Source organism: Nonomuraea sp. NPDC049419 (assembly GCF_040676995.1).
GTDB classification, from domain to species: domain Bacteria; phylum Actinomycetota; class Actinomycetes; order Streptosporangiales; family Streptosporangiaceae; genus Nonomuraea; species Nonomuraea salmonea.
The window spans coordinates 790363-817044 of record NZ_JBFAQB010000002.1; the positions used below are offsets into that span (position 1 = coordinate 790363).

Genomic DNA, 26682 nt, shown 5'->3' on the forward strand with positions numbered 1-26682 from the left:
TGACGCGCGGGGGCCGGTTTCCGTGCCGTCCCGGCCCCGTCGTCCGCGTCAGGGGACGCGCGCCACGACCCCGTACGTGCCGGACGCGCCGGGATCGCAGGCGTCGTCGGAGCCGTCGGGCCGCCAGTCCGGGACCCACACCAGCCCCGGCTCGACCAGTACGAGCCCTTCGAGCAGCGCCTTGACCTCCTCCCTGGTGCGTACGGCGTGCCCCGGCAGCGTCATCGCCAGCAGGTCGTGAATGGCCGGCAGCAACTCGGGGGGAATGGCGTCGAACGTGGTCTGCACCAGCGACAGATAACTCCGCTCGGGTACCACCTGCCGAATGCGTTTGATCACGTAATGGAAGTATTCGTCGTCGTTGAGGCTGTAAGCCGACAGCAGTAACACGGCCATGGGCCGGTCCCAATCGAGGAACGTCTGCAGGACGCGGTCGTCGAGCACCTCGTCGATCTCGCGCAGGTCGCCTTCGACGACGCGGACGAGATCGGTGACGGGCTCGATGGTGGCCCGCGCGCCGGCCAGCACCATCGGATCGTTCTCGACATAGACCACGCGCGGCACCGAGTCGAGCAGCGCCTTGCGCGCGACGTCGTGCAGCTGCCGGCCGGGGGGCAGCCCGCTGGGCACCCCGCTGCCGACGATCACGAACTGGTCCACACCGCGTACGGCCAGGTGACGGACCACCCGGCACAAGAACCGCAGCACGGCACGGGCGGCCGTCGTGGTGACGGGGGCGGCCAGGTCGTAGCGCCGCACGGCGTCCCGATCGGCCGTGAAGTGGTTCTTCCCACCTGCGGCCGCGTCGAGAATCCGGGTGACTCTCGCTTGGGCCAGCTCCAGCTTCGCCAGATTTCGGATGGCACGCTGACGCATTGAGTGTTGCCCCTTTCCCCTCGCCCACAATCTCGGGAAAAGATGATCCTTTCGGACCCCACTCGATGACCCAGACCATATGATCCTCGCCACACGGGGAAAGACAACCGGAAAAGCCATTAGTTTTGGGTATATGTCACTAACCACTCGCCGGCATAAATGATCTCGCGGGCGGGAAGGGGCTCATTTCCCGAACTAACGCGAAAGCCTTTCGCGATGGTGGTTGAGCACCTCGAAGGTCTCTTCGCGGGTGGTGGTCGTCACCGACAGCTTGGTGAACGCCTGGTGGTAGACCTCCACCTCGGCCGCGTCGCCGGTCAGCCGGTCGGACTCGATGCCGTGGACGCAGGCGACGTCGGGCTCGAACGCCTCGGCGAAGCGCCAGATCGTGAACGGGCCGGTGCGCGGGACGTAGACGGGGTCGTCCGTCGGCACCACGTGCAGCGAGACGTTGGGCCGCTTGGCGTGCTCAAGGAGCACCTCGAGCTGGCGGAGCTGGACGTGCTGCCCGACGATCGAGCGGGTCAGCACGCTCTCGTCGATCACGGCCCACAGCACCAGGCCGTTGTCGCGGGGCAGCGCCTCCTGGCGGGCCATGACGAGGGCGAGCGCCTCGTCGACCGTCTGCTGGCCGAGGGTGGCGGGGCCCGCGACGGTGAGCGCGGCCCTGGCGTACTCCTCGGTCTGCAGCAGCGGCGGCACGAACTGGGGGTGGTAGCTGCGGATCACGGTGGCGCGCTGTTCGAGCGCGTAGCCGGTGGCCAGCCAGACGGGCACCGACTGGGCGTCGTACCAGGCGGCCGCGCGTTCGCCCCTGGCCAGGCTCAGCACGTATTCGCGGATGGGCGGCGACGAGACGCCGTAGACGGTCAGCAGGCGCTCGACCGTGATGGGGGCTGGCGCGATGCGGCCCTCCTCGATGGCGGGGATCGCCGCGGCGCCCTTGCCGATCGCGGTCTCGACCTGCTCGACGGAGAGCCCCGCCGAGACGCGCAGGCCGTGCAGCCGCTTGCCGAGCGCCCTGCGCTGCGGCCCGCTCAGCGGCGCGACCGCCTCGGGGATCTCGGAGCTGGGCTCGGGCTCGTCGGGCAGCCCCTCGGCCTTGCGCGCCATCTCGACCACGCCGCGCAGCACGGCCAGCGAGCTCTCCGACAGCCCTGAGGCGGACAGGCCGATGGTGGCGGCGCGCAGCTGGAGGTCCTCGACCGACCCTGACTCGAGGTAGTCGTCGCCGACCAGCCAGCCCACGCTCACCTGAAGGCACGAGGCCAGCGCCCGCAGCACCTGGAGCGTCGGGTTGGTCTGCTTGCCCGTGCGCAACTGGCTGACGTAGGCGCGCGTGATGGGGATGCCCGCCTCCGTCAGGGCGGAGGCGACCTGCGCGCCGGTGAAACCGCGCTTGGTCAGCGCGAGATCGAGCCGTTCGGCGAAGTTCGCCACGGCACACCTCCTACCGCCCGTGAACTTTTCCAGCGTAAGGGACGCGGGGCCCGGTGTCCCCTGCCATGCGGGCAAGCTCTGCCCCGCGATGAGGTATCAACTTATTCGCAAACTGCCAGTTGACATAGTCCCCCTCGAAAGCGGACTATCGGAAGCGCGTGGTAACTGTGGCTTAACAGCCTACGGGTTCTGGAGAGATTCCCCGGGCAAGGAGGTGGCCGGACATGACCATGGAGCATCGGGACGGTTCCCGGTTCATGGACGATCCGGTCTCCGCCGGGCAGGAAGAGGCGGTGCGCCGCATCTGTGCCCGCGTGACCGGGCCAGAGGCGGGCGACGACGTCCAGGTCGCCGGCCTGCCGCTGGGCGGTCTCCAGGTCTGGCTGGAAAGCCCCCGTCACCGCTGGCGCTTCTACCACCGGATGGCCCGCGAGCTGCGGCTGGCCGGCTGGCACACGGAGACGGGACCGGAACGGCTGCTGTTGCTCGGGTGGAGTGCGGTCTGCCTGAGCCACCGCGTCAGGATGCTGGGCGCGGCCCTCAAGGGACGGCTGGCCGACTTCGACCAGACGGCGTTCACCGCCGTCATGCTCGCCACCCGGCTGTGTCACGACGGGTTCCCGATGGCGGACGTGCCCGCCGAGGTCGAGGCTCGCTGCGCCGACGCGCTGCGCTGGCCGGCCCGGCTGGCCGACCTCGAAGGGCTCGAACGCCGGTCGTCGCTGGAGCCCATGCGGCTCAGGCTGGCCCAGGTGGCCGGCCTGGAGGCCAAGGTGGCCAGGCGCTGCGGTGAGCACCTCGTCCTGGCCTCGAAGGTCGCGCGTACGGTCGCCGGTGGTGCGGGACCGGCACGGACGCGGACGGCCGGGCCCCGATCGGCGGCACAGCGTGCCGGGCTGACGGAGCGCATGGTCTGCGTCAGCGTCCCGAACGTGGCCGAGAGTGCGGTGACGGCCCGATGACGAACACCAGCCGCCAGGGCGCGACCGCGGTCATCACGGCCGCGCCAGGGCCAGGACCGCGGGGAGGACGGCCCGATCCCTGCATCGGAGCCGCGACGCAGTCCCCCGTCTCGCTCGCGCCGTTCGCCGGCGAGCGGTCCACCGGACGCGTGCCTCCGGGCACCGCGCCGACGCGCGTGAGCGCAGGCGCCGGAATGCCGGCGCTGCCATCCGGCGGCGGGAGGTGGCGGGCCGCGCACGGCCTGCCCGGCCCGTCCGCCTTCAGTGCGGGAACGGTGGCAGCGCGCAAAGCGCTGGCCCCGGCGCTTCCCCGCCCCCCCGGCACCGTGCGGCACGTGCCCGACTCAGTCGGTTCGGTGCTGTTGGCCAGCGCGGTAGCGGCTGGCGTGCTGGCCAACTCGAGGGGTAGCGCCTGGGGTCGGCTCAACGTGTTCCAACACGGCTTCGGCGGGTCGATCGGCAGGGCGGGCGCCACTGAGCCGATCGACCGGCCGTCCCGGCGGGCAGCGGTGCCCGGGCGTGCGCCCGTGACCGTTCCGCCGGCCGCCGTTCTGCTCGCCGCCACGGCGCTGGTGCGGGTCGCCGTGGCGTCGGGACATGAGACCGGACGTCGATCTCAGCGCGCGGCGGAAGAGGGGCCGGCGATCGCCCGCCGGCTCCTCGCCGCACGACGCGCGGCCCTCCTCCCGGTACGCGGCCACGCGCCGCGCCCGCGCGGAGGCCCCCGACTCAGCCCGCAACCGTTCAGGACACCCGCTATAGATCAGGAGCGATCATGCTCACCGACGAAACGCGCAGGTCACAACCCCATGAAATGCACCCGCGAGGCGTGAGGCCCGGCCCGCCGCCACCCTACGGCGACGAGGACAGGCCGGCTCCGCCCCCGCAGGCGACGGCGCGCACCGTGCACCGGCTGCGCCGCATCCGTCAGGTGTCCGTCGACGCCATCACCGAGATCGACCAGGCGCTCCGGCACCGCGCCTCGTGACCCTTTCTCTCGCCTTCCCGCACAGGAGGAAGACCATGCGCACCGTCCGGGGCACGCTATGAGCCGCGGCAGGGTCGGCGTGATCGTCGCGCCGGAGAACCCCTCCGCCGAGCCGGAACTCACCCGGCTGTTCGGCTCGCGTGCCGACATGTACGTCGCCCGCCTCCCCATCTGTCCGCGTCCCTCGCTGACCGACCGCCTGGAGAGCTACAACGCCGCGCTGCCCGCCATGGCGCGCGCCTTCGGCGGCCTGCGGCTGGACGCGCTGGTCATGGCCTGCACAGAGCCGCGCTACCTGCTGGGCCCCGACGAGGACCGCCGGCAGTGCACGGAGCTGACCACGGCGACCAAGCTGCCGATCGCCTCGGCGACGCTGGCCACCCACGAGGCGCTCGACCATCTCGGCGTGAGCGACATCGTGCTGGTCTCGCCGTACGAGCCGTGGGTGACCGACCTCGCCGAGCGGTTCTGGAAGACGGCCGGCGTCACCGTCACGCAGGTCGTGCAGATCCGCGCGGGCGACGGCTACTCCTCGTACGCGGTCACCCCCGAGGAGCTGATCTCCCAAGTCGAGTCGGCCGAGCCGCCCGATGACGCGGCGCTGCTGTTCACCGGCACCGGTTTGCCGACGTTGCCCGTGCTCGGGCCGCTGACCACCGGCAACGACCGGCGGCTGCTCACCACGAACCTCTGCCTGGCCTGGTGGGCGCTGTCCAGGGCGTTCGGCCGTCAGGTGACGCTCAGCCCGCTCCCCCACCGCAGGACGGCCGCGCGGAGGGTGGCGCACACGGGAGGCCGCGCATGAACGGCGTCATCGTCGCCGGAGCCGGGCCGGCCGGCCTGACCGCGGCGCTCTCTCTGGCCAGGGCCGGGATCCCGGTCACCGTGCTGGAGCGCGAGAGCGAGCTGCCCCGGCAGCCCCGGGCCTGCACCTTTCACCCCGCCACCCTCGACCTGCTCGACGACCTCGGCGTGGCCGCGAGGCTGGTCGCCGGCGGCCGGGTGGTCGACCGGGTGCAGTGGCGCGACAGGTCGGGGCTCGTGCTGGCCGAGATGGGCATGAACCGCCTGGACGGCCTGACCAAGCATCCCTTCAGGATCCACGCCGACCAGAGCGCGCTGACGCCGCTGCTGCTGGAGGCGCTCAACGTCTACCCCGACGTGGACGTACGCTTCGGCGCGCAGGTGGACGGCGTCGCCGAGGGCGGCACGGGCGTCCGGGTCCGCGTCGGCCACACCTGGACGCGGGCCCGGTACATGATCGCCGCCGACGGCGCCGACAGCAGCGTGCGCGGGGCGCTGGGGCTGCCGTTCCCCCGGGCCGCCTGCCCGGCCCAGGCGCTGCGGGTCTTCACCGAGGCGCCGCTGGACCGGCTGCTGCCGAGCCTGGCGCCGCTGACGTACGTACGGGACGTGCAGCAGTCGTGCACCCTGCTCAAGCTGCCCGACCACTGGCGGATCATCTTCAAGATCCCCTGCGAGGCGTACGAGCCGCTGTCGCCGTCGAACCTGTCGCTGCTGGTCCGCCGGTCCCTGCCGGGCGCCACCGAGCCCATCAGGGTCACGGGGGGCGACCGGTTCGGGCTGAACCGGGGGGTGCTGACCTCGTACCGGTGCGGGCGGGTGCTGTTCGTGGGCGACGCGGCGCACCTGACCTCGACCATCGGCGGGCTGAACATGAACGCCGGCATCCACGACGCCGCCGAGGCCGCCCAGGTCATCGCGGCGGTGATCGGCGGGTACGCCCCGGCCGCCGCGCTGGAGGCGTGGGCCTGGCGGCGGCGCTCGGTGCTGATGCACCGGGTGATCCCGCGCGGCGAGACGCGTCCCGCGGGCGTACGGGAACGTGACAGTGCCCGGCTCGCCGCGGCCATGGCCGGGTTACGCGCCATCGCAGGAGACCCCGACGCCACCCGCGCCTACCTGGCGCAGGCGTCGCTGCTCGACCCGGTGCCGAACCAGGTGCCGAACCAGGTGCCGAACCAGGTGCCCGTGCGGAAGGCCGTGGGGAGGGCCTGACGCTTGAACACCACCCGACCGCGTACCGAATGGAGGAGGTGACACCGGATGTGGCGAACCTTGTCAGACGACGCGCGCCAGGCCATTCGTGACCTGTGCGACAAGCACGGAGCCCGGCTCTACGACTACTGCCGCACCGAGCTCGCCGCCGGCGACGCCGAGCAGGCCGTGGCCGGCGCCGCGATGACGGCGCACCTGTACGCGGACCGCGTGGTGGACCCGGCCCTGCGCCGCCCCTGGCTGTACGCGGTGGCCCGCGCGCACCGGGCGTTCGTCGCCCAGCCGGCCAGCATCGGCTCGTGGTCGCGGCCAGGCCGCATGTCGGAGCTGCTGCCCGAGGCCCTGCTGTCCCTGGAGCGGCCCCAGCGGGAGCTGCTCGACCTGTCCGTACGTCACGGCCTGTCCGACCCCGAGCTGGCCGCGATCTTCGAGCTGCCCGCGGCCGAGGTGCACGCCATCGTCACCAGGGCCGCGTCCGGCCTGGAGGAGTGGTTCGCCGCGATCGTCGCGGCCCGCTCCCCCGACGGCTGCCCCGACCTGACCGCCCGGATGGAGGCGTGGGTCGCCGCGCCGGGCCGCCGGGCCAGGGCCAGGATCGGCCGGCACATCCAAGCGTGCGCGACCTGCCGGGCCGCGCCCAGGACGATGACGGCGGCGGCGCTGCTGCGCCGGCTGCCCATCGCCACACTGCCCGGCACACTTCCCAACCGGCTGGCGTCGGCGCAGCCGTTGCCCGGCGAGGGGCCACTCTGGCGGGCCGACGGCTTTCCTGTGCAGGCCCGCACGCTGGTGGAGACCTCCTCGTCGCAGGCTCCACCGGCCGCCGACGCCATGCCGTCCGCCCCGGTCGCCGGCCCCACGACGGCGACCACGGGAAAGCCCTGGTCGGAGGCGGGCGCGGCCGCCTCCGACCAGGAGCCCCCGACCATTCCCGCGGCGCGGCTGCCGCTGGAGTCCCTTCCGCGGCCGATGTCCATGCCGCTGGCGGCTCCCACGTACGCGGAGTACGACACCGAGGCGCCGGAAGAGGCCGCCGAGGAGCCCATCGCGGCGCCGGCCGTGCGGGGGCGGCATCCGTTCACGCCGCCGAGCCGTACCAGGGCCTTCCGCGGCGGCGTGGGCGGCGACAAGCTCGTCTACCGCACCGCGCTCAAGGGCGAGAGCAACGGCGTGCCCCACGACGCCCCGGTCATCCGGTACGGCGGGATCACGGTGTCGAACTTCGTCCAGCCGCCCGGGGGCGGGGACGGCGGGCAGTGGCAGGAGTACTGGCGGGAGCCGCCCGACGACGATCCCGATCAGGGCACCCCGATCAGGGCCGTCGCCAGGCTGGCGCTGATCCTCGGTGTGGGGCTGCTGGCGGCGGGGCTGATCTGGGCCATCATGAACGGCCAGGCCGGCGCCCCGGCCCTCACCAAGGCCGCCGCCCAGTCCAGCGCCGACCCCGAGGCCCGGACGGGCGCCCAGGCCGGAGCAGGGAACGAGGCCAAGAGCGGGCCGCAGAGCAGCGCCCAGCCCGATGAGCCGGCACGCGAGGCGGCCGGTTCTGACGCCGCCGGGCGCGAGGCGTCCGGGCGGGAGGCGTCCGGGCGGGAGGCGTCCGGGCGGGAGGCGTCCGGGCGGGAGGCTTCGGGAGGCGGGGCTGAGGAGAGCGCCGGGTCCGGGTTGACGGCGGTGCCGAGGAAGAGCGCGCTGCCGAAGCCGGCCGCGCCGGTGGCCAGGCTGTCGCCGTCGTCGGCGTGGCTGGGCGAGCGGCGCACCGGGTCGTTCGCGCTGGCGTGCACCGGCCGCTGCCAGGTCGTCTCCGCGGCCGGCACCGCCGGCGTCGCCGTGTCGGGCACCCGCTTCCGCGTCGCCGACCGGCTGGAGAGCTGCGACCCCGCACCGGCCGTACGGCGCGGGAAGATCACCGTCAAGTGGGCGGGCACCGCGAAGGGCGACGGCGAGCGCACCGGCGGCACCACCACCGCGAGCGGCACGCTCACCATGAACGTGACCTGGACGCCCTCCCCCGACGCGAGCTGCGGGTAGGAGGCCCGGGATCGGGCCCCCTACCAGGGACTTCTTAGAAGAAGTGGAACCCGGGCTCGGGCTCCGGCAGGTCCAGCTTCTCGGGGCCGCGGAACGTGGTGGCGTCCTTCGGCACGTCGGCGAGCGGCGTCCCGAGCACGAACGGCACGCTGACGCTGCTCTTGGTCAGGTCGAGGGTGACGTTCGCGCCGGTGCCCTGCTCACCGGTGTAGGTGCCGTCGGTGCCTGCCACGATCAGGCCGATGCGGTGGCCCTTCCTGAACGTGTAGTCCTGCGGCAGCGTCAGCCACTTGACCGTGCCGTAGGTGCCGGGGGTCAGCGGCTTCGCCTGGCTGAGCGAGTCGCGGTTCTGCACGTCGATCCAGCCGCGGGCGACGATCTCCAGCGGGCGGGTGGCCACGTTCGTGACGACCTTGCGGTAGCAGGCGTCGTCGTCAGCGGTGCTCTCGCCGTGGCAGGACTCCTCGGTGAGCGTGGTGATGCCCTGGCCGGTCCGCCAGTCGACGCGGGTGTCGGTGCCGAAGTCCACCAGGAGCGCGGTCAGGTTGGCGGTCGGCTTGTCCAGCTTGACCCGCAGGTCGGCGGTGGGTGTGCCGGACAGGCGCAGGCTCAGCGGGAGCGGGCCCGTGGTGAACGCGACCCGGCCGGGCTTCGCCGTGCCCACGTCGGCCACCATGTCGTTCTCGCTCATGCGGACGTCGGTGAAGGAGGCGGTGCTGTTGCGCTTGGCGGGCTTGAGCCCGAGCGTGCCGTCGGCCGACGGGCGCAGCGGCACCTTGAGCGCGTACGGCGCCGGCCAGTCGCGCTGGGTGATCCACTTCGCCGGGGCCACCTCGACGTCCGCGCGGGGCTCGTTCGTGATCCCGTTGCGCACGCCGTGCAGCCAGTGGTCGAACCAGCGGTGCAGCGTGTCCACCCAGAGGTCCCTGCGGCCCTCGAAGTCGAACGGGTCCACGTGCTGGGTCTGGCCGACCCAGATCTTGCGCGGCACGTTCCTGTCGGCCAGCGCCTTCCACCAGACGGAGAAGTTGTCGGGCTTGACGTTGAGGTCGTTGACCGTGTGGATGACGAAAACGCTCGCCTTGACCTTGGAGACGTCGCCGAGCAGGCCCTTGATGTAGTCGCGCTCGGCCCAGAACGTGTTGTGGTTCCCCGTGTCGTCGCCGTCCTCGGCGTCCATCTTGTCGCGGACCTGGCGGCACTTGTCCTCCGGGTCCGTGTCGACGTAGTTGGCCAGCCAGGACGCGTAGTCGTAGTTGTAGATCACGCCGTTCGAGCGCTGGTACTTGTACCAGGAGCTGATCGCCGAGATCGGCACGATGGTCTTCAGGCCGTCCACGCCGGTCGCGGCGACGGCGTTGGCGAGGGTGCCGTCGTACGACTTGCCGATCATGGCGGCCTTGCCGGTCGTCCAGTCGGCCACGGCGGGGCTGCCGTCCGCCCAGAAAGCCTTGGCGCGGCCGTTCAGCCAGTCGATGACGGCCTTGCCGCCCAGCACGTCGGCCTTGCCGCCGATGTCGGGGCAGCCGTCGGACTTGGTGGTGCCGAGCATGTCGACGTTGAGGACGGCGTAGCCGCGGGGGACGAAGTAGTTGTCGTAGAAGAGCGGGAATTTCACGACATTTCCGGCGGCGTCGTAGACCTTCCGCTCGCCTTCGTTGCCGCGGCCCGAGTTGTCGTAGTACGGGCTCTCATCGATGATCACCGGGACCTTGAACCCCGGGCCGGACTCCTTGGGCCGGATGATGTCCACCCTGACCTTGTCGAGGGCGCCGTCGAGGTCGCTGTCGACGGTGGATTCGACGTACACGTGCTCGCGGACGGCGGCCGCGTACGAGAAGACCGGCTGCGTCCGGCCGTTCTTGACGGTGAGGGCCGGGCCGGCGGCGGCCTGGGCCGGAGTCGCGATCGCGAGGGTGAGGGCGACGGCGAAGAGGGCTGGGCGTAATTGTGACACGCGTGACCTCCGGGACATTTGACAACAAACGCCACCGTCTCAGACGGCCTGAGAGGTGGCAAGATCCGACTATGAATGTTCTGGATCGGGTGCTGGGCTGTCTGCTGGGCGGCGCGATCGGTGACGCGCTGGGGGCGCCGATCGAGTTCCAGTCGCTGCGGGAGATCCGCAGGGCGTACGGGGAAGAGGGCGTCAGCGACTACGTCACGGATTGGCGCGGTAAGGCCGGCCTGATCACCGACGACACCCAGATGACCCTCTTCACCGTCGAGGGACTTCTGACCGACGGTGGCTCTGCGGGTGTGGAGGCCGTACGGGCGGCCTATCTGCGGTGGCTGGACACGCAGGACCACAAGGCGCCGCCCCCGGCGAGCCTGCCGCACCACACGGGACGGCTGCGCGAGGAGGGCTGGCTGTACTCGCGGCGCGCCCCCGGCAACGCCTGCCTGTCCGGCCTGCACCGGCCCTTCCCAGGCCCGGCCGCGTGGGGCGAGCCCGGCCCGGTGAACCCCGACTCCAAGGGCTGCGGCACCGTGATGCGCTCCGCCCCCTTCGGCCTCCTCGCCGCCCTCGCCCATCAGGCGCCTGCCGACAGCGGGGAGCGGGCGGTGCGGGAGGCGTTCGAGCTGTCGGCGGTGTGCGCGCAGATCACGCACGGGCACCCGACCGGGTACCTCGCCGCCGGGGCGTTCGCGGCGATCATCGCGCAGCTCATGGCGAGCGAGGCTCTGGAGCCCGCGGTACGCCGCACCCTCGCCCTCCTCGCCACCTACCCCGGCCACGAGGAGACCACGGCCGCCCTCCACGCCGCCCTGGAGCTGGCCGCGAAGGGACAGCCCAGCCCTGAGGCGATCGAGTCGCTCGGCGGCGCGTGGGTGGCCGAGGAGGCGCTCGCCATCGGCGTCTACTGCGCCCTCGCCGAGCCCGAGGTGGACCGCGCCCTGCTGCTGTCGGTCAACCACTCGGGCGACAGCGACTCGACCGGCTCGGTGTGCGGCAACCTCGTCGGCGCCCTGTACGGCACGGACGCCCTGCCCGCCGCCTGGCTGCGTCCGCTGGAGGGCCGCGAGACGATCGAACGGCTGGCCGCCGAACTCGCCGCCGCCCCGGGGTGATCGTCCGCCCCCGCCCCGCAGCATCTAGGGTGGTGGGCGTCAGCCGTTGAGGAGAAGGTGGATGCGTAACGTCGCTCGGACCTCGCTCGTGGACGCCGCCATCGCCGAGCTCCGCCGGGAGATCGCCGAAGGGGTGTGGCCGGTCGGCACCAAGATCCCGTCGGAGAGCCGCCTCGCGGAGAGCCTCGGCATGAGCCGGCTGTCCGTACGCGAGGCCGTACGCGTCCTGGCCCACGCGGGGCTGCTGCACACCCGGCAGGGCGACGGCACGTACGTCACCGCCACCGACGAGTCCGAGGTCGCGCTGCGCCGCCGGCTCGACACGGCGGCCGCCATGGACATCATCGACGTACGCCGCGGCCTCGACCTCGTCGCCGCCCGGCTGGCGGCGGGCCGGCGCACCGACGACGACCTGGCCGCGATGCGCGCCGCCCTGGCCCGCCGCGACGCCGCCGCCCAGGCGGGCGACCTCGACGGCTTCGCCGACGCCGACGTGGCCTTCCACCTGAGCGTCGCTGATGCAGCACACAACGCCCTCCTCGGCGACCTCTACCGCAGCATGAGCGCGGCCCTGCGCGACAGCGTCAGAGATCAGGAACAGGCGGCCCTCGACCCTGACCCCTGGCACGCCGAGCTGCTCAAGGCCATCGAGAACCGCGACGCCACCGAAGCGGTCGCCGTTGCCATCGCCCTCCTCGACAAGCAGGAACGCGACCTCTGACCCTCAGCGACGCGACCGGCGGCGGGCCGTCACCCACAGCGCCGCCGCCGCGAGTGCCGCACCTCCGGCGGCGGCGAGCAGCAGGGTGTAGGCGGGGATCCCGGCGCTGGTGGCCGCGCTCTGAGCGCCGGCCTTGACCACGTCGCCACCTGTCCCAGCCGCCTCGCCGCCGGTTCCGGCCGCTGTTCCGTTCGCTGTTCCGTTCGTGGGCACTGTCTCTTGCGAGGTCGCCGCTCCTGGCTTGGGCGCCGTCGCCAGTTGGTCGGGAGAGGCGGGGACGAAGGTGGGGACTTCGCCGGGGACGACCTTCGGGGGCCGGATCGCGCCCCAGCGCTCCTCCGTACGCTGGCCTCCCACCATCTCGGCGGGCACGGGCGCGACGCGCATGTCTCCAGGGATCTTCAGGACGCCCACCTCGTACGTCGGGAACCAGCCCTGCAGCGCCTCCACCTTCCACTCCCCGCGCGGGACCGCCAGGGACGTCGCGTAGTGTGCCGCCTCGGGCAGCGGCGTGGCCTCGAACGTCACGCTGCGGCCGTCCGCCCGGGTGAGCCGCAGCCCGACACGGTCGAGCACGCCCTCGAACGGATGGGTGCCGTGCTGCAACACCCAGAACCCCACCGTGTACGTGTGCCCGGCCTCGAACCGCCCCGGCACCGGATCCAGGTACGTCACCGCCCATCCCCCACGGGCCCCCGCTTGGGCCCCCGTCCGGGATGCCGTCTGGGACGCCGACACCGGCACCGGCGCGAGGACCGGGGCCGCCGCAAGTGCCAGGGCCGCCAACGCGACCATCGTCTTTCGCATGAAAGCCACCTCCGGTGTGCATACACCGCAGGAGTGCCGGAGGTTCTGGAGGCCGCGTAATCAGCGGGCGACATTTCCTGACAAGGGCACGCACAACGGAATTCAAGAGGGCGAGGGCGAGAATTCGACTTTCTTCAACCCTGATCACCCCGCCCAGCGCCCGACGATCGTCTTCCGGACCCAGATCATGGCCGCTCCGGCTCCCGATGCCCCTCCTGGTCCACCGTGGGGATCGACCGTGGGGATCGACCGTGGGGATCGACCGTGGGGATCGACCGTGGGGATCGACCGTGGGGATCGACCGTGGGGATCGACCGGGGGATCGACCGGGGGATCAGCAGGCCGACGCGTGGACGCGGGGTGCTTTCGCGGTCTACCCCGCGCTGGTGGTCCAGCGCCGCATCAGCCCCCGCGTCCCCGGCGATACTCCACATCATTGGCTCGAAAAGTGCATACTTCCGGCGCTCGTCGCGCCAGCAGGGGCGGGCCGCTCAACCGCTCCCCGAGGGGCGGGTCCGGTCGGCGGCCGGTCGCCTGCGACCCGCCGCCTCCCCCGCCCTCGGAAAACCCGTCAGGGCGTCACCGGCCTCGTCAGCCCTTGTTGTTCATGAACTGCGAGATCTTCCACTCCTCGCCTTCCTTCGTGAGCACGAACAGCTCACGCATGTTGTCGTTGCCCTGCTTGCTGGTCGCCCTGACGATGGCGTCGTCGGGGCCGGCGGTGCGGGTCTCGTCGATGGTGTGGGTGGCCTGCTTCATGCCGTTGCCGCCCTGGAGCTGCTTCTGGAACAGCGACTTGATGGCTTCGCCGCCCTCGGCGGTGGGCTGCCCGGCGAGCAGGACCACCGCGTCGTCGGCGAAGGTGTCGGTGACCTGGTCCACGTCGCCCGACTTGAGCGCGTCGAAGAAGCCCTGGACGGCGGTCTCCGCCTGGCCGCCGCCCGGTGACGCCTCGGGCGAGTCGTCGGGTGAGGTGTCGGGCGCCATGGAGTCCATGTCGGTGGGGCTCGCCGCCCCCTTCATGGCCTGGGTGTTGCCGGAGCAGCCCGCAACCAGGAGGGCGGGGACGATCGCGGCCAGCAGGAGTGCCCTGCGCTGAGAAATCTTGCTCATGGCCGCTTTGATGCCCCCGCCGATGAGTGGCGAATGCGGGGTTTAGGCACTCCGCACGACGCCTTTACCTGGTCGGGGTGGTCCGGACGGTAACGGTTAACGGATCAGGGAGAGACGCGTCAGAGGTTCGATCGTTGCCGTCCTGATACCAGCGGCCCGGAGAGCGCCGATAGCGTGCCTACAGTGCCGCGAATCATGGCGAACGCCGACCCCCTCCCCCAGCGCGAAGACGCCGAACGCTGCGACAGTGTCGAAGCAGGACGGCGCTGCGTGCTCCCGGTGGCGCATCGCAGCCCCCACGTCTACCCACCGGTCGAGGCGCCCGCCGTGGAGGCCAGCGCGTAGGCGGGCTCTTCCCGGGTGACTTCCCGTGCGGCTTCCAGCGTGACCTCGACGTGGCCGAGGGCGTTCACGCGTACCGGATAGGCCGGCACCGAGACGCCCGGGTCGTCCAGGCAGCGGCCGCTGCGCAGGGAGAACACCTGCTTGTGCAGCGGCGACGCGACGGTCGGCTCGCCCTTCCTGGTGCCGACGATGCCGCGCGAGAGCACGTAGGCGCCGCTGAACGGGTCGAGGTTGCCGAGCGCGTGCAGCTCGCCGTCGTACGTGCGGAAGACGGCCACCTGCGTGCCCTCGACGAGGGCGCAGACGCCGCGCTCGGGCGGCAGGGAGTCGTAGGCGCAGATCGCGGTCCAGCTCATCGGGCCATCACCGGCTTGATCTGGCCGCGCTCGCTGGCGAACACGATCGACGGGTCGGGCACCCCGGGCGCGTTGACGAAGCTGACGAACCTGCTCAGCTTGTCGGGGTCGTCCAGGGTGGCGGCCCATTCGTCGGTGTACGTGGCGATGTGGTGCTCCATCTGGGCGTCGAGGTCGGCGCAGATGCCGAGCGAGTCCTCCATGATCACCTCACGTAGGTAGTCGAGGCCGCCGTCCAGTGACTCGATCCAGGCGGCGGTGCGCTGCAGCCGGTCGGCGGTGCGGATGTAGAACATCAGGAAGCGGTCGATGGTCCTGAGCAGTTCGTCGGTGGTGAGGTCGTTGGCGAGCAGGTCGGCGTGGCGGGGCTTGAAGCCGCCGTTGCCGCCGACGTACAGGTTCCAGCCCTGCTCGGTGGCGATGACGCCGAAGTCCTTCGAGCGGGCCTCGGCGCACTCGCGGGCGCAGCCGGAGACGGCGGACTTGAGCTTGTGCGGCGAGCGCAGGCCGCGGTAGCGCAGCTCCAGCGCGATGGCCATGCCCACGGAGTCCTGGACGCCGTAGCGGCACCAGGTGGAGCCGACGCAGGACTTCACGGTACGCAGGGCCTTGCCGTACGCGTGGCCCGACTCGAACCCGGCGTCCACGAGCCGCCGCCAGATCTCGGGCAGCTGCTCGACCCGGGCGCCGAACAGGTCGATGCGCTGCCCGCCGGTGATCTTGGTGTAGAGGCCGAAGTCGCGGGCCACCTCGCCGATCACGATGAGCTTGTCGGGGGTGATCTCACCGCCGGGGATGCGCGGGACGACCGAGTACGTGCCGTTCTTCTGGATGTTGGCGAGGAAGGCGTCGTTGGTGTCCTGCAGCGCGGCCCGCTCGCCCTCCAGCACGTGCCCGTTGTGCAGGGAGGCGAGGATGGAGGCCACGGCGGGCTTGCAGATGTCGCAGCCGCGGCCCTGCCCGTGCTGGGTGATCAGCTCGGAGAAGGTCGTGATGCCGCGCACCCGTACGATGTCGAACAGCTCGGCCCGCGAGTACGTGAAGTGCTCGCACAGTGCCTTGCTGACCTCGACGCCCGACTTCTCCAGCAGCTGCTTGAGCATCGGCACGCAGCTGCCGCAGGTCGTCCCGGCCCTGGTGCACGCCTTGATCGCGGGCACATCGGTGGCGGAGCCGTCGGCGATGGCGGTGCGGATGTCGCCGGCGCACACGTTGTTGCAGGAGCAGACCTGGGCGTCGTCCGGCAGGTCGAGCCCGACGCCCGCGCCGGAGAAGAGCAGGTCCGACGGCGAGGCGGGCAGCTCCTTGCCCACGAAGGGCCGCAGCGAGGTGTACGGCGCCGCGTCGCCCACGCAGATGCCGCCGAGCAGGGTGCGGGCGTCGTCGCTGATGAACAGCTTCTTGTAGACCCCGGCGACCGGGTCGAGGTAGGTGACGTCGAGCGCCCCTTCCATGGCCCCGAACTGGGCGACCTCGACGCCGAGCAGCTTGAGCTTGGTGGACAGGTCGGCGCCGCCGAACGTGGCCGTGCCGCCCATGATCTGGTCGGCGGCCACCTCGGCCATGGTCTGGCAGGGCCCGACGAGCCCGTACACCATGCCGCCGGCCAGCGCGCACTCGCCGACGGCGTAGACGGCGGGGTCGGAGGTGCGCATGGCGGCGTCGACGACGATGCCGCCGCGCGGCCCGACCTCCAGGCCGGCGTCCCTGGCCAGCTCGTCGCGCGGCCTGATGCCCGCGGAGAACACCACGACCTGCGCGTCGATCAGCGTGCCGTCGGGCTTGCGCAGGCCGCTCACCTCGCCGCCGGCGTGCACGATCTCCTGCACGCCGGCGCCGGCGTGCACGGTCAGCCCGAGCCCCTCGATGTGCGACTTGAGCACCGAGCCGCCGCCCTCGTCCACCTGGCGCGGCATCAGCCACGGGCTCATCTCCACGATGTGGGTCTTCAGCCCGAGCGCGCGCAGCGCGTCGGCGGCCTCCAGGCCGAGCAGCCCGCCGCCGACGACGACGCCCTGCTCGGCGTCCTTGGCGGCGGTCCTGATGGCGTCGAGGTCCTCGATGGTGCGGTAGACGAAGGCGTGCTCGGCGCCGGGCACCGGCGGCACGAACGGCGCGGATCCGGTGGCCAGGACGAGCACGTCGTACGGCTCGCTGCCGCCGTCGGCGAGCGTGACCTGCCTGGCCTGCCGGTCGATGGCGGTGACCCGGGTGTTCAGCCGGGTGACGACGCCACCGGGCACGGTGTAGGTGAGGTCCTCCGCCGAGGTGCCGTTCAGGTAGGAGGTCAGGTGCACCCGGTCGTAGGCCGGTCGTGGCTCCTCCCCGATGACGGTCACGCTGCCGCTGAAACCCTTGCTCGTGAGGGTCTCGACGAGCCGGTGGGCGGTCGGGCCGTACCCGACGACGACGATCCTGTTCACACTGAGATCCCTTCCTGCTCGCACAGCCAGCCGACGATGCCCTCCACGGCGTCGCGGCAGGTCCCGCATCCGGTGGTGGCCCTGGTCGAGGCCGCCACTCCGGCCACGTCACGGGCGCCGGCCTCCCAGCACGCCCTGATCCGGCCCTTGGTCACGTTGTTGCAGCGGCAGACGATGGCCGCGTCCGGCATCAGCGTCGGGCTGTCGGCCACGGGCGCCGCCGCGAGGCCGGGGAACAGCAGCCCGGCGCGGTCGCCCGGCAGCGGCCCGCCGCGGTCGAAGAGCTGGGTGAGGGTGCCGACGGCGTCGCTCTCGCCCAGCAGGATCGCGCCGACCAGGCGGCCGTCCCTGATGACGAGCTTCCTGTAGGTGCCGCGGGCGCGGTGGCTGAAGCGCACCACCTCGGCGTGCTCCTCCCCGAGCTGGGTCTCGCCCATCGCGGCCAGCTCGACGCTCTTGGCCTTGAGCCTGGTGACCAGGCGGGAGCCGCGGTAGAGCGCCTTGCCGCCGGTGATGACCTCGGCGGCCACGGTGGCCTGCTCCCATGCGGGGGCGACGAGGCCGTACACGGTGCCGTCGTGCTCGGCGCACTCGCCGATCGCGAAGATCGACGGGTCGTCGGTGCGCAGCTCGTCGTCCACGACGACGCCGCGCCGCACTTCGAGACCGGCGTCGGCGGCCAGGCCCGTGACCGGCCGCACCCCGCAGGCCAGCACGACCAGGTCGGCCTCGACCAGCTCGCCGTCGTCGAGCCTGACGCCGTCGTCCTCGATGCCCGCGGCGCTGACGCCGGTGCGGATGTGCACGCCCAGCCCGGCGAGCGTCTCGCCGAGCACCTCGCCCGCCTCCACGTCGAGCTGGCGTTCCATGAGGTGGCCCGCCAGGTGCAGCAGCGTGACGGGCAGGCCGCGCCCGGCCAGGCCGCGGGCGGCCTCGATGCCGAGCAGCCCGCCGCCGATCACGACCGCCGTACGGGCCCGCTCGGCCTCGCCCAGGATGCGCTCGCAGTCGTCCAGCGTGCGGAAGGGGATGGCCCGCTCGACGCCGGGGATCGGCGGCACGATCGCGTCGCTGCCGGTCGCGAGGACCAGCAGGTCGTACGGCTCGCGCCGCCCGTCCTCGGTCACGACGTGCCTGGTCTCCCTGTCCACGTGCGCGACGGGGCTGCCGAACGCGGCCTCGACGTCGTGGGCGTCGTACCAGGCGGGGTCCACCAGGCGGACCTGCTCGGGCCGGGAGCTGCCGGCCAGGACGTTGGACAGCAGGATCCGGTTGTAGGGCCGGCACGCCTCGGCGCCGAACACGGTGATCTTCATGTGCGGGTCCCGGGTGCGTACCTCGCTGACCAGGCGCGACCCGGCCATCCCGTTGCCCACGACGACGAGCCTCATGAGTCCCTCTCCACCCTGACGGCGCAGACCTTGAACTCCGGCATCCTCGACGTGGGGTCGAGTGCCGGGTTGGTCAGCCGGTTGGCGCCCTCCCAGTGGAAGGGCATGAACACGGTGTCGCGCCTGATGGCGTCGCTGATCCTGGCCACGGCCTTGCTCTCGCCCCTCCTGCTGCTGACGCGGACGACGTCCCCCGCCGTGATGTCGAGCTGCTCGGCCAGGTCGGGGTGCAGCTCGACGTACGGCTCTGGGGCGGCCTGGACGAGCGGCGCGATCCTGCGGGTCTGGGCGCCGCTCTGGTAGTGGGCCAGCACCCGGCCGGTGCTGAGGTAGACGGGGTAGTCGGCGTCGATCTCCTCGGCGGCGGGCCGGTGCTGGACGGGCACGAACCTGGCCAGCCCGTCGGGGTGTGCGAACCGGTCGAGGAACGGCCGCGGCGTCCCCGGGTGCTCCTCCGACGGGCACGGCCAGAACACGCCGGTCTCGTCCGCGATGCGCTCGTAGGTGATGCCGGAGTAGTCGGCGGGGCCGCCCGCGCTGGCGCGGCGCAGCTCGTCGAAGACCTCGACAGGCTCGGTCCCGAAGGTGTGGCCGAGCCGTTCGGCGAGCGCGGCGATGACGTCGAGGTCGCTGCGCACCCCCGGCGGCGGGTCCAGGGCCTTGCGGCGCAGCAGCACCCGGCCCTCCAGGTTGGTCATCGTGCCGGTCTCCTCGGCCCACTGCGTCACCGGGAAGACCACATCGGCCAGCGCGGCGGTCTCCGACAGCACGAAGTCGCAGGTCACCAGCAGGTCCAGGGAGCCGATCCGCTCGGCGACGTGCTCGGCGGCGGGCGCCGAGATGATCGGGTTCGAGCCGAACAGCAGCAGCGCCCTGGGCCCCTCAGGGGTGCCCAGCGCGTCGAGCAGCTCGTACGCCGACCGCCCTGGCCCCGGGATGTCCTCGGCCGGGATGCCCCAGATGCCGGCCATGTGCGCGCGGGCCGCCGGGTCGTCGATCTTGCGGTAGCCGGGCAGCTGGTCGGCCTTCTGCCCGTGCTCCCTGCCGCCCTGGCCGTTGCCCTGCCCGGTCACGCAGCCGTACCCGGAGCCCGGGGTGCCGGGCAGGCCGAGCGCGAGCGCCAGGTTGATGAACGCGGTGACCGTGTCGGTGCCCTTGGCGTGCTGCTCGGCGCCGCGTCCCGTCAGGATGTACGCCCGCTCCACCGCCGCGAGCGCCCTGACCGCCTGCCGCATCTGGTGCACGGGCACCCCGGTGATCCGCTCGACGCGCTCGGGCCACCAGGAGGCCAGCGAGGTGCGGACGTCGTCGAAGCCGGTGGTCCGCGCGGCCACGTACGCTTCGTCCACGAGCCCGTCGGCGACCGCGATGTGCAGCAGCCCGAGCGCGAGCGCCAGGTCGGTGCCCGGGGTGGGCTGCAGGTGCAGCCAGGCCAGCCGGGCGGTCGGCGAGCGGCGCGGATCGACGACGATGAGCCGCGGCCCGTCGAGGTGGCGGACGAACGGCGGCATGGTCTCGGCGACGTTCGCGCCGGCCAGCAGCACGACGTCCGCCTCCGCGAGGTCGGTGACGGGGAACGGCATGCCCCGGTCCATGCCGAACGCCCTGATGGACGCGGCGGCGGCCGACGACATGCAGAACCGGCCGTTGTAGTCGATCTGGCTGGTGCCGAGCGCGACCCTGGCGAACTTGCCCAGCGAGTACGCCTTCTCGTTCGTCAGCCCACCGCCGCCGAACACGGCCACGGCGTCGGGGCCGTGCTCGGCGCGGATGGCGGACAGCCGGTAGGCCACGTAGTCCAGCGCGACGTCCCAGTCCACGGGCTCGCCGTGCAGGAGCGGAGTGGTCAGGCGCTCGGTGCTCGTGAGCAGCTCACCCGCCGTCCACCCCTTCTGGCACAGCGCTCCCGGTGCGTTGGCCGGGATGTCGGTGCGCGGGCTGATGGCCGGCCCGGGTCCGATCTTCATGCCGCACTGCAGGGCGCAGTACGGGCAGTGCGTCGCCGTCACGTCAGACCCTGGCATGGGCGAGGCTCGCCACCACGTTGACGCCGACCGTGCGCACGTAGCACCACCAGGTCAGGGCGAAGCAGGAGGCGTAGAACAGGCCGAAGGCGAGGAACGCGGCGGCGGGGCTGCCGGAGGCGGCGAACGACATCCCGAACGCCCGGTTGATGAGGAACCCGCCGAGCGCCCCGACCGCCGAGATGATGCCGATGGCGGCGCTGGCCTGGCGCTTGCCGTGCATCAGGGCCTCCTCGCCCTCGCCGCGCTCGGCCACGGCCTTGGCCTGGAAGATGGCCGGGATCATCCGGTACGTCGAGCCGTTCCCGACGCCCGAGGTGACGAAGAGCAGCTGGAAGGCCAGGAAGAACAGCCAGAAGTTGCCTCCCGTGCCGGCCAGCCAGACCAGCAGCACGCCGCCGCCCATCGCGGCGAAGTTCCACAGCGTCACGGGCGCGCCGCCGTGCCGGTCGGCCAGCCAGCCGCCGACCGGCCTGATCAGCGAGCCGAGCAGCGGCCCGACGAAGGCGACCGCCGCGTACGGCGCGTCGGGGAACAGGTTCTGGCTCAGCAGCGGGAAGGCCGTCGAGTAGCCGATGAACGAGCCGAACGTGCCGATGTAGAGGAACGACATGACCCAGGTCTGCGCCTTGCCCGCCACCGCGAACTGCTCCCGCGGGTCGGCCTTGGCGCTGGTCAGGTTGTCCATGAAGAAGAACGCGCAGGCTCCGGCCACCACGATGAACGGGATCCAGAACCACCCGGCGGCGGCCAGCCCGAGCGAGCCGATCACCAGCGGCATGACGAGCTGCACCGAGCTGACGCCGACGTTGCCGCCCGCCGCGTTCAGCCCGAGCGCCACGCCCTGCTTGTCGCGCGGGTAGAAGTAGGTGATGTTGGCCATGCTGGAGGCGAAGTTCCCGCCGCCCACCCCGGCCAGGGCCGCGATCACCAGGAAGAGCCAGTACGGCGTGGCCGGGTTGTTCACCGCGACGCCGAGCAGCACCGCGGGGATGAGCAGCAGCACGGCGCTGACCACGGTGAAGTTGCGCCCGCCGAACCTGGCGGGCCCGAACGTGTAGGGCACCCGCAGCACGGAGCCGATCAGGTTGGGCAGGGCGACCAGCCAGAACAGCTGGTCGGTGGAGAACTCGTACGACCCCATCTTGGTCGCCACGATGCTCCACAGCGTCCACACGGTGAAGCCGAGGTGCTCGGCCACGATCGAGAAGACCAGGTTGCGCCGGGCCACCCGCCGGCCTGAGCTCTCCCAGAAGGCTGGGTCATCGGGGTGCCACTCGGCGATCCAGCGCGCCATCGACCTCTCCTACACTCGGCGTCCGGGATCCCCAAGGTAGGAAGGGCTCATTACGCACGATGACCGTGCGTGGCTGTGCGTTCGTTACGGGTGATTCACCGCGGTAACAAGCTCCGCACAACCGTCACCCGCGAAACATGATGTTAATGATCGGTTATCGGCCTCTTGCTGGGGTAACAGCACTCAGACAAGGGGGGAAACATGATCAAACAGCTGCACAAGATGGGCGTGAAGTCGGGCCACATGTACACCTGCGGCCTGGCGTCGATCGCGCTGGCCTTCGCCAGCTGGGCGGTGTCCACGAAGGCCGAGAAGGCCGGGCTCGACCGGGCCGACCGGTGGGGCATCTTCGTCGGCGAGTGGGCGCCGACGTTCTTCGCGATCGGCGTCGCGCTGCGGATGGAGGAGACTCACCGCGAGCTCGACGAGTCCGAGATGGGCATGTTCGATCAGTCCGAGAGCACGCGGAGCAGGACGCACGCCGGCGTCTGAACCGTTTGTGTCACGCAGGTCACGTCACCGTGCGTGACCTGCGTGGCCGTGTGCGGGGGTGTTTTCAGCCGGCCAGGCGGCGCAGCGGCTCGTCGGTCAGCCGGTAGCGGTACCACTCGTTCTGGTTGACCGCGCCGAGCTTCTCGTAGAAGGCGATGGACGGCTCGTTCCAGTCGAGGACCGCCCATTCCAGGCGCTCGTAGCCGCGCTCGGCGCAGATGCGGGCCAGCTCGCGCACCAGCGCCACGCCGTGGCCGCCGCCCCTGTGCCGCGGGCGGACGTACAGGTCCTCCATGTAGACGCCGTGCACGCCGCGCCAGGTGGAGTACGTCAGGAACCACAGCGTGAAGCCCACCACCTCGCCGTCCTGCTCGGCCATGTGCGCGAAGGCCGCGGGGTGGTCGCGGAAGAGGGTGTCGTGGAGCTGCTCCTCGGTCACCCGCACCTCGTGTGCGGCCTTCTCGTACTCGGCTAGCTCGTGGATCATGCTGACGATCTCGGGCACGTCAGCGGGTGTGGCGGGACGAATCATGGCAGACAGGGTACGTGCCCCGGTCCATCGCCCGTGCCTCGCCGAGGCCCCGGCGTGCGTGGTGGGTATCGGCATCCGGAAGACTGGTGCCGGTCACGTTCGAGAAAGGCAGACACCCATGGAACAGCGCGTTTTGGGACGTACCGGACGCCAGGTCGGTGTGGTCGGCCTCGGCGCCTGGCAGCTCGGCGCCGACTGGGGCCAGGTGACGGAGTCCGACGCGGTCGCCACGCTGGAGGCGGCGGTCGACGCGGGCGTCACCTTCATCGACACCGCCGACGTCTACGGCGACGGCCGCAGCGAGCAGATCGTCGGCCGCTTCGCCAAGAACCACCCCGGCCTCACGGTGGCCACGAAGATGGGCCGGCGGGTGGAGCAGATCCCCGCCAACTACGTGATGGACAACTTCCGCGCCTGGAACGAGCGCTCCCGCCAGAACCTCGGCGTCGACACCCTCGACCTGGTGCAGCTCCACTGCCCGCCGACGCCCGTCTACTCGACGGACGCGGTGTTCGACGCGCTCGACACGCTGGTGGCGGAGAAGAAGATCGCCGCGTACGGCGTGAGCGTCGAGACCTGCGAGGAGGCGCTGACCGCGATCGCCCGTCCCGGTGTGGCGACCGTGCAGATCATCCTCAACGCGTTCCGGCTCAAGCCGCTCGAGCAGGTCCTGCCCGCCGCGCGCGCCGCCGGGGTCGGCATCATCGCCCGCGTCCCGCTGGCCAGCGGCCTGCTGTCGGGCAAGTACGACGAGCACACCACGTTCTCCTCCGACGACCACCGCTCGTTCAACCGGCACGGGGAGGCGTTCGACGTCGGGGAGACGTTCTCGGGCGTCGACTTCGCCACCGGCCTGGAGGCGGTCCGCCGCCTGGCGCCCCTGGTGCCGCCGGGGGCGACGATGGCGCAGTTCGCGCTGCGCTGGATCCTCGACCAGGAAGGGGTCTCGGTGGTGATCCCGGGCGCCCGCAACCCCGCCCAGGCCCAGGCCAACGCCGCCGCCGACGCCCTCACCCCGCTGGACGACGCGGCGCTTTCGACGGTCCGCGAGGTCTACGACGAGCTCATCCGCCCCCAGGTCCACGACCGCTGGTGAAAGGGCGGTTCGGCGTCCCGCCCGGAGCGGCAGAGGCACCGTCAAGCGGCGGCAGGTCTGGTGACCTCGCCGGTCACCGCCACCCATCTCGCCGTCCGGGCGGGACTACCCGCCGGGGCCACGCCCCGGCCGGGTCTCCCTCCACCTTCGTCCCGTAACGCCGCCCCGGCAAGGGCCTTCATGCTCGAAGCCGCCAGAGCGCCACGATCAGCACGGCCAGCGCACCGAACGAGACGATGAGCGCGACCTCGCCGAGCCGGGCGTAGCCGAGCCCCGAGAGCACGGCGATCGCCCCCGGCCCCACGACGGCCCACCGCAGCACGTCGAGCAGCGCGGCCGTGGATGAGTCGCCGGCGCGGTGGACGTGCCCGACGACGACGTCCACCACCGCCCAGACCGTGAGGTACGACCCGGCGGTGTACAGGGCCCCGGCCGCCGGGCTCCCGGCCATGGGTTCCGTATCGATCAGCGCGAAAGCCGACAGAACGGCCATGCCGAGCGCGAGCCACCCGGCCTTGCTGCCCGGCCGCAGGTCGCCCACCCCGAGCAGGCACAACCACCAGCCGATCGGGTCGAGCAGCAGATCGAACGCGCCCAACCGGATGGCCACGAAGGCGAACACCAGCCCCATGGCGATCTTCAAGCCCGGCCGTGCGGGCGGCGCCGGGTGCAGAGGCCGCGTCAGGACCATTCGTCGTTCACCGCCTCGTTGCACGCTTCGGCCGCGAGTCCGCGCTGCCAGGCCAGCGTCACGTCGTCCCCCAGCCCGGAATAGCGCCAGGAGTCCGGCACCGCCTCCGACTCCCCCGACCACAGCGGGGTCCGGTAGGTGAACCGCACCGGCCGCGGCTCCCTCGGCACCTTCGCGCAGTCACCGACGTGCACGCTTCTGGAGATCGAGACCAACTCGTAGGCCGCCACCCTGACCGTCGCCCGCTCGCGCTTCGTCCCGTCAGGAGGCAGCAGGCGCAGGCCGGGGACGTCGAGCGCGATCCCCGTGACCGTGAACGGGACCGGCCCCTCGTTCCAGACTTCGAGCGTCATGGAGGTGACGAGCCGCCCGGCCTCGTCGCGGTAGGACAACCCTTCGTCGGCCGTCCAGGCGGCCCGTGGCTCCGTCGCGCCCGCCCACGACAGAATGGCGGCGACGACGGCGAGCACCGCACCACTCCAGCCCACCGCCCCGGACCCGGATAAGCGCCGACTACCGATGCCTAATCGCCGCCATATTTCATCAGGATGCATGGCACAGCACCTTATATCGTGGCCCGGTGATGATCTGGGTGTTGGGGCTCGCCGCCATTTCCGCGGCGGCGATGACGGTGTCGCGGGAAATGCTCACGAGGTTCGCCACGCTGAGCGGTTATCCGGTCACCATGGAAAATGCGCCGCAGGTCATCGACTATTTCTCGCGATTACGCCGCCGGCGGCTGGCCGCCGTCGTCCTGGCCGTTCCGGTGGCGGGTCTCACCGGCGACCCGTTCTATCTCGTCGCCGGCTGGTGCACAGGACCGCTATTGGCGGCGCGGCGCGTGCCGTTCTTCGCGATGAATGTGCCGCGTGCCCTGTGGCTGACGTCCTTGACCGCCGCCGCGCTGGCCGGCGTCCACCTGGTCGTGTCCGAGGACCCGGGCCGGACCCTGCTGCCGCACGCCGCCGTGGCCCTCGCCGTCGCGGCAGCCGTGACGCTCGCGGACCGGAGGCCGCGCGTACCGGACCAGGATCAGGCCGCGCGGGCGCTGGCGGCATGGTCGGCGCGGAACGTGCACCTCGCGGGCAGCGCGGTCGTGCTGGCGAGCGTCCTGCTCGCCCCAGGACGCCCGCCCCAGGACGAACCGCCCGGTCACAACGGGCCCGCCGAGGTGCGGGCGACCCCGGCCACGTTCGAGACCGTCGACGAGCACGACGCCCCGACCTGCCCGTGGTTCGACGAGACCGTGGCCCCGTGCCGGTTCTGGCAGGTCAACGGCGAGCCGTTCCCGCAGGCCGCCCTCTATGTCGCCGAGGCGGGCAAGGCACCCCGTAGCGCCCCCTTCGCCGTCGCCCCGAACCGCAAGGCGGTGGTCTACCTGCACGCGGAGGACCGCCGTCTGACGTACCAGGACGCCGGCGGCAGCCGCCCTCTCACCCCGCCCCTGGCCGACGCCGATGTGCCGACCGTCACCTTCAAAGACCGTTTCGTGATCATGTCGGGAGCCGGCGCGCAGATCGTCGACACCCGCACCTGGACGCCGCTGATGCTCGCCGGCGCGCGGAAGGTCCACGACGTCAACGCGGCCGGCGTCGTCGTCACCAAGGGCGATCGGGTGCTCGTCCTCGACCTCAGAGGCAGGGTACGCATGCGGCTCCCGGCCGGAAAACGCGGCGACGACTATCACCTGCGCCCCGACGGCCGCCGGCTGGTCGTCATCCGGTGGGCGAAGGATCGCGCGGAAACCTATGACCCGGCCACCGGAAAACGCCTGTCGGCGGTCACGTATCGCTTTCCCGGTGAAGACTGGCTGGAGAATGTGCCGGGCTGGTCGAAGGGCGGGCGATTCCTGCTGCACAGCGCGTACGAGGACCGCTCCTATTCGCTCGACCTGGCGACCGGAAAGCTGACGCCGCGGTGAAAGGCGGCGGCCCCCCGGTTACCCTACCGGGGGGCCTGAGAGAGGCCGCCATATCGCGGTGCCGGCGGCGTTTAAGAGGACGGGT

General features: G+C 71.8%; 23 protein-coding genes. 10 read left to right on the top strand and 13 right to left on the bottom strand.

What is annotated here, in order from left to right; all coding sequences use genetic code 11:
* Positions 1–48: 48 nt before the first annotated feature.
* Together AB0K12_RS08905 and AB0K12_RS08910 are read right to left on the bottom strand one after the other, a co-directional pair.
* On the bottom strand, positions 49–876 hold the full coding sequence (locus tag AB0K12_RS08905; protein ID WP_364557107.1) for an SAM-dependent methyltransferase: 828 nt from the start codon (positions 874–876) through the stop codon (positions 49–51).
* Between the two features lie 195 nt (positions 877–1071).
* A complete protein-coding gene (locus tag AB0K12_RS08910) occupies positions 1072–2316 on the bottom strand; it encodes a Scr1 family TA system antitoxin-like transcriptional regulator (RefSeq protein ID WP_364557110.1) in 1245 nt (414 codons plus the stop codon).
* Between the two features lie 224 nt (positions 2317–2540).
* On the opposite strand from AB0K12_RS08910, the gene AB0K12_RS08915 reads away from it, so the two are divergent.
* The 5 genes from AB0K12_RS08915 to AB0K12_RS08935 all read left to right on the top strand — a co-directional run bounded on the left by AB0K12_RS08915 (position 2541) and on the right by AB0K12_RS08935 (position 8316).
* The gene (locus tag AB0K12_RS08915) at positions 2541–3278 is read left to right on the top strand and encodes a hypothetical protein (RefSeq protein WP_345387553.1); all 738 of its coding nucleotides are present in this window, start codon (positions 2541–2543) and stop codon (positions 3276–3278) included.
* Positions 3279–4053: 775 nt separating this feature from the next.
* Positions 4054–4266 carry a hypothetical protein gene (locus AB0K12_RS08920; protein ID WP_364557112.1) on the top strand — a complete coding sequence of 71 codons (213 nt, stop codon included), beginning with the start codon at positions 4054–4056 and terminating at the stop codon, positions 4264–4266.
* Positions 4267–4324: 58 nt separating this feature from the next.
* Positions 4325–5071 (top strand): hypothetical protein, encoded by a 747-nt coding sequence (locus AB0K12_RS08925; RefSeq protein WP_355413268.1) that lies wholly within the window; start codon positions 4325–4327, stop codon positions 5069–5071.
* A complete protein-coding gene (locus tag AB0K12_RS08930) occupies positions 5068–6285 on the top strand; it encodes an FAD-dependent monooxygenase (RefSeq protein ID WP_364557116.1) in 1218 nt (405 codons plus the stop codon). Before AB0K12_RS08925 ends, AB0K12_RS08930 begins: the two co-directional genes overlap by 4 nt.
* Positions 6286–6345: 60 nt before the next feature.
* Entirely contained in the window at positions 6346–8316 is a 1971-nt protein-coding gene (locus AB0K12_RS08935; protein ID WP_364557119.1) for a hypothetical protein, read from the top strand.
* Between the two features lie 34 nt (positions 8317–8350).
* On the opposite strand, the gene AB0K12_RS08940 is transcribed toward AB0K12_RS08935, so the two are convergent.
* The gene (locus tag AB0K12_RS08940) at positions 8351–10273 is read right to left on the bottom strand and encodes a Xaa-Pro dipeptidyl-peptidase (RefSeq protein WP_364557121.1); all 1923 of its coding nucleotides are present in this window, start codon (positions 10271–10273) and stop codon (positions 8351–8353) included.
* A gap of 71 nt (positions 10274–10344) precedes the next feature.
* Between AB0K12_RS08940 and AB0K12_RS08945 the strand changes: the two genes are divergently transcribed.
* Both AB0K12_RS08945 and AB0K12_RS08950 read left to right on the top strand, forming a co-directional pair.
* The gene (locus AB0K12_RS08945) at positions 10345–11388 is read left to right on the top strand and encodes an ADP-ribosylglycohydrolase family protein (RefSeq protein ID WP_364557124.1); all 1044 of its coding nucleotides are present in this window, start codon (positions 10345–10347) and stop codon (positions 11386–11388) included.
* Positions 11389–11449: 61 nt separating this feature from the next.
* Positions 11450–12109, top strand: coding sequence for an FCD domain-containing protein (locus tag AB0K12_RS08950; RefSeq protein WP_364557127.1), 660 nt, complete (start codon positions 11450–11452; stop codon positions 12107–12109).
* A 3-nt stretch (positions 12110–12112) separates the two neighbouring features.
* On the opposite strand, the gene AB0K12_RS08955 is transcribed toward AB0K12_RS08950, so the two are convergent.
* From AB0K12_RS08955 to AB0K12_RS08985, 7 genes are all read right to left on the bottom strand, one after another.
* Positions 12113–12784 carry a hypothetical protein gene (locus tag AB0K12_RS08955; protein WP_364557130.1) on the bottom strand — a complete coding sequence of 224 codons (672 nt, stop codon included), beginning with the start codon at positions 12782–12784 and terminating at the stop codon, positions 12113–12115.
* A gap of 723 nt (positions 12785–13507) precedes the next feature.
* Positions 13508–14029, bottom strand: a complete 522-nt coding sequence (locus AB0K12_RS08960; RefSeq protein WP_364557133.1) for a nuclear transport factor 2 family protein — start codon at positions 14027–14029, stop codon at positions 13508–13510.
* A 302-nt stretch (positions 14030–14331) separates the two neighbouring features.
* Positions 14332–14730 (bottom strand): nitrite reductase small subunit NirD, encoded by a 399-nt coding sequence (nirD, locus tag AB0K12_RS08965; protein WP_364557136.1) that lies wholly within the window; start codon positions 14728–14730, stop codon positions 14332–14334.
* Positions 14727–17153: a nitrite reductase large subunit NirB gene (gene nirB / locus AB0K12_RS08970; protein ID WP_364557139.1), complete on the bottom strand. Its 2427-nt coding sequence runs from the start codon at positions 17151–17153 to the stop codon at positions 14727–14729. Before nirB ends, nirD begins: the two co-directional genes overlap by 4 nt.
* Positions 17150–18544, bottom strand: coding sequence for an FAD-dependent oxidoreductase (locus AB0K12_RS08975; RefSeq protein ID WP_364557142.1), 1395 nt, complete (start codon positions 18542–18544; stop codon positions 17150–17152). Before AB0K12_RS08975 ends, nirB begins: the two co-directional genes overlap by 4 nt.
* Positions 18541–20568 (bottom strand): molybdopterin oxidoreductase family protein, encoded by a 2028-nt coding sequence (locus AB0K12_RS08980; RefSeq protein ID WP_364557145.1) that lies wholly within the window; start codon positions 20566–20568, stop codon positions 18541–18543. The genes AB0K12_RS08975 and AB0K12_RS08980 overlap by 4 nt, the downstream gene beginning before the upstream one ends.
* On the bottom strand, positions 20555–21865 hold the full coding sequence (locus AB0K12_RS08985) for an MFS transporter (RefSeq protein WP_364557148.1): 1311 nt from the start codon (positions 21863–21865) through the stop codon (positions 20555–20557). Before AB0K12_RS08985 ends, AB0K12_RS08980 begins: the two co-directional genes overlap by 14 nt.
* A 201-nt stretch (positions 21866–22066) precedes the next feature.
* On the opposite strand from AB0K12_RS08985, the gene AB0K12_RS08990 reads away from it, so the two are divergent.
* Positions 22067–22357 carry a hypothetical protein gene (locus tag AB0K12_RS08990; RefSeq protein ID WP_345387581.1) on the top strand — a complete coding sequence of 97 codons (291 nt, stop codon included), beginning with the start codon at positions 22067–22069 and terminating at the stop codon, positions 22355–22357.
* A 64-nt stretch (positions 22358–22421) separates the two neighbouring features.
* Here AB0K12_RS08990 and AB0K12_RS08995 read toward each other — a convergent pair whose 3' ends face one another.
* A complete protein-coding gene (locus AB0K12_RS08995; RefSeq protein WP_364557152.1) occupies positions 22422–22889 on the bottom strand; it encodes a GNAT family N-acetyltransferase in 468 nt (155 codons plus the stop codon).
* A 118-nt stretch (positions 22890–23007) separates the two neighbouring features.
* Here AB0K12_RS08995 and AB0K12_RS09000 point away from each other — a divergent pair, with 118 nt between their 5' ends.
* Positions 23008–23985 carry an aldo/keto reductase gene (locus AB0K12_RS09000; protein ID WP_364557155.1) on the top strand — a complete coding sequence of 326 codons (978 nt, stop codon included), beginning with the start codon at positions 23008–23010 and terminating at the stop codon, positions 23983–23985.
* Positions 23986–24163: 178 nt separating this feature from the next.
* On the opposite strand, the gene AB0K12_RS09005 is transcribed toward AB0K12_RS09000, so the two are convergent.
* Positions 24164–24628 (bottom strand): hypothetical protein, encoded by a 465-nt coding sequence (locus AB0K12_RS09005; protein WP_364557157.1) that lies wholly within the window; start codon positions 24626–24628, stop codon positions 24164–24166.
* Positions 24629–24666: 38 nt separating this feature from the next.
* The gene (locus AB0K12_RS09010) at positions 24667–25146 is read right to left on the bottom strand and encodes a hypothetical protein (RefSeq protein ID WP_364557160.1); all 480 of its coding nucleotides are present in this window, start codon (positions 25144–25146) and stop codon (positions 24667–24669) included.
* Between the two features lie 110 nt (positions 25147–25256).
* Between AB0K12_RS09010 and AB0K12_RS09015 the strand changes: the two genes are divergently transcribed.
* Positions 25257–26597: a hypothetical protein gene (locus AB0K12_RS09015; RefSeq protein ID WP_364557162.1), complete on the top strand. Its 1341-nt coding sequence runs from the start codon at positions 25257–25259 to the stop codon at positions 26595–26597.
* Positions 26598–26682 lie beyond the last annotated feature (85 nt).